Consider the following 6429-nt stretch of genomic DNA (forward strand, 5'->3'; position numbering starts at 1 on the left):
AGGGCTCGCGCACTGGAGCGAGCCTGCGCCGCTGGCGTGCGTCAACCGAGTAGGTCACTGAAGGGAATGAAGGGTACGAGGTCACCTTGACCAGGCGTAGTGCCCTCCTGCACCTCGGCCAGCCCATCGGCCCACACTGCGCTGCGCAACACGCCAGAGCTCTGGTTAGGGTAAAGGCACACCTTGCCCTGCTCGATGCGCGCACGCAGGTACTCACGCCGTGACCCAGCTTTGGGCCAATCGAAACCGGCGGGCAGGCACACGCGCAGCGGGGCGACGTCGATCACACCCTGACGGCGCAACAAGTAGGGGCGCGCCAGCAGGCCGAAGGTCACCAGGGTAGAGGCCGGGTTACCGGGCAGACCGATCACCGGCACGCCCTGGAAGTGACCGAAGGTCAACGGTTTGCCGGGTTTGATCGCCAGTTTCCACAAGGCCAGCTCACCGGCCTCGCGCAGGGCCGCGCCCAGATAATCGGCCTCGCCCACCGAGACGCCACCTGTCGAGAGGATCAGGTCCACCCCTTGCAACTGAGCCAGGCTCGCGCGGGTACGGGCCAAGTCATCAGGCAGGATACCGGCGTCGGTGACGTCGCATCCCAGGCGCTGCAACCAACTCACCAGCAAGCGACGATTGCTGTTGTAGATTTGCCCAGGCCCCAGCGGCAGCCCTGGCTCGACCAGTTCATCCCCAGTCGACAGCACTGCCACCCGCACCCTGCGTACCACATCGAGCTGACCATGACCCAGGGTGGCGGCCAAGCCCAACTCGATTGGCCCAAGACGCGTGCCGGCGTCGAGCACCTGCTCACCCTTGCGGGTTTCCTGTCCTTGCGGGCGAATGTTCTGCAGCGCCTTGAGGGGGTGCAGGAACTGCACATGGCCATTGGCATGAACCTGGGTATTTTCCTGCATCTCCACGCAGTCGGCGCCTTCGGGAACCGGTGCACCCGTGAAGATCCGCGCACAGGTGCCAGGCTGCAGTGGGCCAGGTGCGTGGCCGGCGAAGATTCTCTGGCTGACCGGCAGCGGCGCCCCCTGCCAGTCGGCCCGGCGCAGGGCATAGCCGTCCATTGCGCTGTTGGGCCAAGGCGGCAGATCCAGCGAAGCCACCAGGGCACTGGCCAGCACTCGGCCTTGTGCCTCGGCCAACGCCACGCGCTCGGTGTCGCGAATCGGCGCGGCATCTGCCAAGGCCAGCAATTGCTCGAGGGCCTGTTCCACCGGCATCAGTGGCCTGGGCTGCACGGCCTCAGCCACGGCTTTCACAGGCCGCCGCCTGCTTCAGATGGGCGACGAAATTGCAGGGACGGTGCCGTGCATCGAGCTGTTCGGCCAGGATACCGTCCCAACCGGTGCGCACCGCATTGGTCGAGCCGGGCAGGCAACACACCAGGGTACCGTTGGCCAACCCTGCCAGCGCCCGCGATTGCACGGTCGAGGTACCGATATCCGCCACGGAGATCTGCCTGAACAGCTCGCCAAAGCCGTCGACCTGCTTGTCGAGCAGGCAAGTAACCGCCTCGGGGGTACTGTCACGTCCGGTAAAACCGGTACCGCCGGTAATGAGCACCACCTGCACGGTGTCATCGGCGATCCAGGTCGCGACCTGGGCGCGGATCTTGTAGAGATCATCCTTGAGCAGTGCGCGTTGGGCGAGCCGGTGGCCCGCCGCTGTCAGTCGGTCTACGAAGACTTGGCCCGATGTATCGTTGTCGAACGTGCGGGTGTCGCTGACCGTGAGCACGGCGATATTGAGAGGAACGAACGGGGTGTCTGCCGAGGCTTTCATAGGTATCGGTCACTGGTAATGGCAATGACGGCAGTTATATCACAGGGCACCCCCGCTGGCGTGGGGAGCGCTGTCTTCACTGGATCGCGCCGAGCGAATGCCGTTATGCTGCACGCGCAAGGAACTTGCACTAACGTCCCGCGTCTTAACAGTCATCTTGCACCATCGCACTGGAGAAACACGATGATCAAACGGACCCTTCCCGCCTTTATGCTCGCCCTGGGCCTGGCTGCCCTGGCCGGTTGCTCGACCCCAACCGTCATCACCTTGAACGACGGTCGCGAAATCCAGGCGGTGGACAAGCCGTCCTATGATGAAGATTCCGGCTTCTACGAGTTCGAGCAGCTCGATGGCAAGCGCATGCGTCTGAATAAAGACCAGATTCGCACCGTCAAAGAACTCTGATAGCCCATCCGAGTTGGCCAAAGCTTCGTTCTTTTACAAGGACTTGCGGGCAAATTTCGGATGCAGTAGGATTTTGTTCATCGGAGTGTAGCGCAGCCAGGTAGCGCGTCTCGTTCGGGACGAGAAGGCCGCAGGTTCGAATCCTGTCTCTCCGACCAAATCCTAAAAAAACCCGCCTTGTGCGGGTTTTTTGTTGTTCACGATTCAGGCTCGTACCTGCATCGCGCACCAGCCGGCCAGCCTTTCAAGCGGACGTAAATTGCAGCGCTGCCAGCCGTGCATACAACGGGCTGGCTTCAATCAGCTCACTGTGGGTCCCAGTGGCGACCACTTTGCCTTGGTCGACCACGGCAATGCGGTCGGCGTGTTGTACCGTGGCCAAACGGTGCGCGATCACCACCGTTGTCCGCCCCGCCATCAGGCGCGGCAAAGCTTGCTGGATCAGGTGCTCACTGTGAGCGTCGAGCGCGCTGGTCGCCTCGTCAAGCAGCAGGATCGGGGCATCCACCAGCAACGCACGGGCAATCGCCAACCGTTGGCGCTGCCCACCGGATAAACCCACCCCGCCCTCCCCCAGGCGAGTCTGGTAGCCCTGCGGCAACTGGCGTATGAACCCGTCGGCATGGGCTGCGCGCGCGGCAGCTTCGATGTCGGCCAGGCAAGCACCAGGGCGTCCATAGGCAATGTTGTCCGCCACCGTACCTCGAAACAGTGCCGGTTGCTGTGCGACCCATGCAAACTGCTGGCGAAGGTGGTCGGGGTCGAGTTGGTCGATGGGGTGGTCATCGAGCAGAATCTGCCCGTGCTGAGGGTCATAGAAGCGCATAAGCAGGTCGAACAGGGTGGATTTACCCGCACCGGAGGGACCGACCAATGCAAGCGTCTGGCCTGCCTGGATGGCCAGGCTCAGGTCATCGATAGCCTTGTGCTCGGGTCGCGAGGGATAGGCAAACACCACGCGCTGCAACGTCAGGCAGCCCCGTGCACGGCCTCCCGCCAGCAGCCGCGCACTGGGCGGCGCCAGAATCTGGCTTTGCGCAGCCAGTAATTCGGCTATGCGCTCTGCTGCTCCAGCAGCACGCTGGAGCTCGCCAATCACCTCGCTGAGTGTGCCGAACGCACTGCCCACTACCAGGCTGTAGAACACGAACGCCGCCAACTCACCCCCCGACATACGTCCGGCGATAACGTCCAGGCCGCCGACCCACAGCATTGCGCCGATAGCGCCCAGCACCAGCACGATCACCACGGTAATCAGCCAGGCCCGCTGCGCAATGCGCTGGCGGGCCACTGCAAATGCCGACTCCACCGTCTCGGCGAACAGTGCCCGGTCGTGGGCTTGATGAGTGTAGGCCTGCACGGTCTTGATCTGGCCCAGGGTTTCGGCCACATAGCTACCCACATCTGCCACCCGGTCCTGGCTCTGGCGGGAGAGGCTGCGCACACGACGACCGAACAGCAGGATCGGGGCCAGCACCACCGGCAATGCCACGACCACGATGCTGGTCAGTTTCGGGTTGGTGATGAACAGCAAGACCACACCCCCCACCACCATCAGCGCATTACGCAGGCACATGGACAGGGAAGAGCCAATCACCGATTGCAGCAACGTGGTGTCGGCCGTCAACCGAGACTGAATTTCCGAGCTGCGGTTGTCTTCGAAAAAACCCGGATGAAGCTCGAGCAGATGGTCAAAAACGGCGCGGCGAATGTCCGCCACGCACCGCTCACCTATCCAGGAGACGAGGTAGAACCGGCTGAAGGTCCCTACCGCCAGGGCCAGCACCAGCAGCAGGAAGAGGCCAAGGGTCTGGTTGAGCTGATGGACGGAACCGGTCATGAACCCCTGATCCACCAGCAGGCGGATGCCTTGTCCCATGGACAGGGTGATGCCGGCAGTCACCACCAGTGCCAGCAAGGCCAGCACCAGGCGCCGCCGATATGGGCGAAGAAAATGCCAACCGAGGCGCAAAGCGCGGCTGGGGCGCGGAGTTGTAGAGGCCATGGATCTGCTCTTGAAGGCGGAACATGCAGCCTACCATTCATGCCGCAGCACGGAACTGTCTGGCGCGGCTATAGCCTATTGTTCTAACCGCGCTCTGGCACTTGTTCGCCATCTCTGGTGGACTATGGCCCAGCCTCAGGTTGCGCCGCACCCGCGTCGACGATCTGCCAGGCGCAAGGTTGATACCAGACGTCATCTGAAGAGGAGACCCTGCATGAGCTTGCACCATGACCGCGAACACCACACGCCTCGTCACGCACCGTCCCCCCAGGCAAGCGGCGCGCTAATCGACGCCCAAGGGCGGGAGGTACCGATCACCGAGCAGATGATCCAGCAGGCCTGCAAGGCCTTGGAAGAAAGCCGGGTCGAGCGCTCGCAGAAAAACTGATCACCTTATTCCTGACCCGGCGCAAGCGCCGGGTTTTTTATGCGTGCTGCTTTGCCCTGGGGCAACCCCGAGCGTCAGACCCTTTTTGCTCCGATAGCGTCAATCAGCTGCGCAAGCTGGGGCGAGTTACCACGGATGCGCACGGATAGCCCTTCGATTTCACGGCGTGGCGGATAGTGTTTGCGCAATAGGTCGAAAGCCGCACGTTGCTGCTGCGCGTCTTCGCTCAGGCTGCGGCGCAAATCGGCATCATCGCGGCGCGGATCGTAGACGGCGCGGCATAGCATGGCCAGTGCCCATTGCAGATCGGCCTCAGCGTCCAACTCAATCTGCGCGACTGGCGGGCGCGGCAACAGGTCGGCCAGTTGAATGCGCTCATCCACGCCCAGGTGTTGACACAAGGCGCGATAGATCTGGGCGGTGCCACGCTGACGGCCATCGAGGCTATAGCCGGCGATGTGGGGGGTGGCGACGGTACACAGGTCGGCCAACCGCAGATCGACCTGGGGCTCGCCTTCCCACACGTCCAGCACCGCGTGCAGGTCATCGCGCTGCTGCAGGAGCGTGCGTAATGCGCCATTATCCACCACTGCCCCTCGACTGGCGTTGATCAGCCAGGCGCCGGGGCGCAGTTTCGCCAGTTCTGTAGGGCCTAGCAGGTGCCAGGTCGGGTACTGGCCACCGCGTTCGAGGGGTGTGTGCAGGCTGATGACATCGCAGGCTTGCAGCAGGGTATCGAGCTCGACGTAGTCACCGCCTTCGGCGGCCTGGCGCAATGGATCGCAGACCATTACCTTCCACCCCAGGGCGCGTAGCACGCCCACCAGCCGCCCACCTACTTCGCCTGCACCCACCACGCCGTAGACGCGCTCGGGCAGTGATGCACCCTCAAGGTCAGCGAGGGTCAGCAGGCTGCCCAGCACATAGTCCACCACACCCCGGGCGTTGCAACCGGGTGCACTGCTCCAGCGGATACCCGCTTGTTCGAAGTAGTCGAGATCGAGGTGATCGGTGCCGATGGTGCAGGTACCCACGAACCGCACGCGACTGCCTTCTAGCAGTTGCCGATCGACCTTGGTCACGGAGCGGACCAGCAGGATGTCGGCCTCCCGGACGCTGGCGGCGTCGAGGCTACGCCCAGGATAGCGACGAATCTCGCCAAACCCTTGGAAGAAGGCATCGAGCAAAGGGATGTTTTCGTCGGCAACTATCAGCATGGCGCTCTCCTGTCTGGGGAACGCAGTGTAGGCTCAACGCGGAGCGTGTTCCAGAGCGGCTCAGTCGGCTTTCTTGCGGATCCAGTAGAGGAAGGTGCCGGCGGCTTCCTGTTGTTCCAGCAGTTGGTGGCCCAGGAAGGTACAGAACTTGGGGATGTCGCGTTGGGTCGAGGGGTCGGTGGCGATGACTTTCAGCAGGCCGCCGGCGGCGAGGGCGCGCACGTGCTGGTGCAGCATCATCACCGGCTCTGGGCAGTTGAGGCCGGTGGCGTCGAGGGTGGCATCGGGGGTGAGGTCGGTCATGAAGGGCTCCGCAAATGATGGGTATTGTGGCGCATTCCAGGGATGCGGGCCAAGTGGGGCTATTGTGGGACCCGCTGGTTCAGGGGCGCAGGACCGGCGAAACCGCCTCTACCCGGAATCCGTTGGCTTTTGAGTGCGGTGCAAGGCAAATTACCCCATACAAATGAGACAGGTTGCCAATCTCTATAAGATGCAAGTTGTGTGGCATTGCTAGTTCATACCACCCTTTCTTTTTATAATACATAACCATGACATTCCAGCTCGTGGTATCGGCCAGGATAAGATGCTCGATGCCTATTGCTGTTGCTGTTGCTGTTGCT

The 6429-nt window shown here is 62.7% G+C and carries 8 protein-coding genes and 1 tRNA gene; 3 read left to right on the forward strand and 6 right to left on the reverse strand.

Annotation, left to right across the window (positions count from 1 at the left end):
- Positions 1-41 precede the first annotated feature (41 nt).
- Positions 42-1268 carry a gephyrin-like molybdotransferase Glp gene (glp, locus tag ACF8E5_RS12325; protein WP_392475350.1) on the reverse strand — a complete coding sequence of 409 codons (1227 nt, stop codon included), beginning with the start codon at positions 1266-1268 and terminating at the stop codon, positions 42-44.
- On the reverse strand, positions 1252-1791 hold the full coding sequence (gene moaB, locus ACF8E5_RS12330; RefSeq protein WP_144967426.1) for a molybdenum cofactor biosynthesis protein B: 540 nt from the start codon (positions 1789-1791) through the stop codon (positions 1252-1254). The genes glp and moaB overlap by 17 nt, the downstream gene beginning before the upstream one ends.
- 183 nt (positions 1792-1974) lie before the next feature.
- On the opposite strand from moaB, the gene ACF8E5_RS12335 reads away from it, so the two are divergent.
- Positions 1975-2196, forward strand: coding sequence for a YgdI/YgdR family lipoprotein (locus tag ACF8E5_RS12335; protein WP_023534255.1), 222 nt, complete (start codon positions 1975-1977; stop codon positions 2194-2196).
- Positions 2197-2277: 81 nt separating this feature from the next.
- A tRNA-Pro gene (locus tag ACF8E5_RS12340) sits at positions 2278-2354 on the forward strand.
- An 86-nt stretch (positions 2355-2440) separates the two neighbouring features.
- Here ACF8E5_RS12340 and ACF8E5_RS12345 read toward each other — a convergent pair.
- Positions 2441-4201: an ABC transporter transmembrane domain-containing protein gene (locus tag ACF8E5_RS12345; protein ID WP_392475351.1), complete on the reverse strand. Its 1761-nt coding sequence runs from the start codon at positions 4199-4201 to the stop codon at positions 2441-2443.
- A 214-nt stretch (positions 4202-4415) separates the two neighbouring features.
- Here ACF8E5_RS12345 and ACF8E5_RS12350 point away from each other — a divergent pair, with 214 nt between their 5' ends.
- Entirely contained in the window at positions 4416-4589 is a 174-nt protein-coding gene (locus ACF8E5_RS12350) for a PA1571 family protein (protein ID WP_165919263.1), read from the forward strand.
- 74 nt (positions 4590-4663) lie between these two features.
- Here ACF8E5_RS12350 and pdxB read toward each other — a convergent pair whose 3' ends face one another.
- The 3 genes from pdxB to ACF8E5_RS12365 form a co-directional block, all read right to left on the reverse strand.
- Positions 4664-5806, reverse strand: a complete 1143-nt coding sequence (gene pdxB / locus ACF8E5_RS12355; RefSeq protein ID WP_058639958.1) for a 4-phosphoerythronate dehydrogenase PdxB — start codon at positions 5804-5806, stop codon at positions 4664-4666.
- Positions 5807-5866: 60 nt separating this feature from the next.
- Positions 5867-6109 carry a sulfurtransferase TusA gene (gene tusA, locus ACF8E5_RS12360; RefSeq protein ID WP_058605718.1) on the reverse strand — a complete coding sequence of 81 codons (243 nt, stop codon included), beginning with the start codon at positions 6107-6109 and terminating at the stop codon, positions 5867-5869.
- 79 nt (positions 6110-6188) lie between these two features.
- The coding region (locus ACF8E5_RS12365; RefSeq protein ID WP_392475353.1) for a hypothetical protein at positions 6189-6429 on the reverse strand (241 nt) is incomplete at its 5' end.

It is taken from the genome of Pseudomonas sp. WSY_20, from assembly GCF_043104335.1.
Lineage (GTDB): Bacteria > Pseudomonadota > Gammaproteobacteria > Pseudomonadales > Pseudomonadaceae > Aquipseudomonas > Aquipseudomonas parafulva_B.

Coding starts and splice junctions, on each gene's coding strand:
- ACF8E5_RS12345 (WP_392475351.1), bottom strand. CDS start 4,201: ATGGCCTCTACAACTCCGCGCCCCAGCCGCGCTTTGCGCCTCGGTTGG.
- moaB (WP_144967426.1), bottom strand. CDS start 1,791: ATGAAAGCCTCGGCAGACACCCCGTTCGTTCCTCTCAATATCGCCGTG.
- tusA (WP_058605718.1), bottom strand. CDS start 6,109: ATGACCGACCTCACCCCCGATGCCACCCTCGACGCCACCGGCCTCAAC.
- pdxB (WP_058639958.1), bottom strand. CDS start 5,806: ATGCTGATAGTTGCCGACGAAAACATCCCTTTGCTCGATGCCTTCTTC.
- ACF8E5_RS12335 (WP_023534255.1), top strand. CDS start 1,975: ATGATCAAACGGACCCTTCCCGCCTTTATGCTCGCCCTGGGCCTGGCT.
- ACF8E5_RS12350 (WP_165919263.1), top strand. CDS start 4,416: ATGAGCTTGCACCATGACCGCGAACACCACACGCCTCGTCACGCACCG.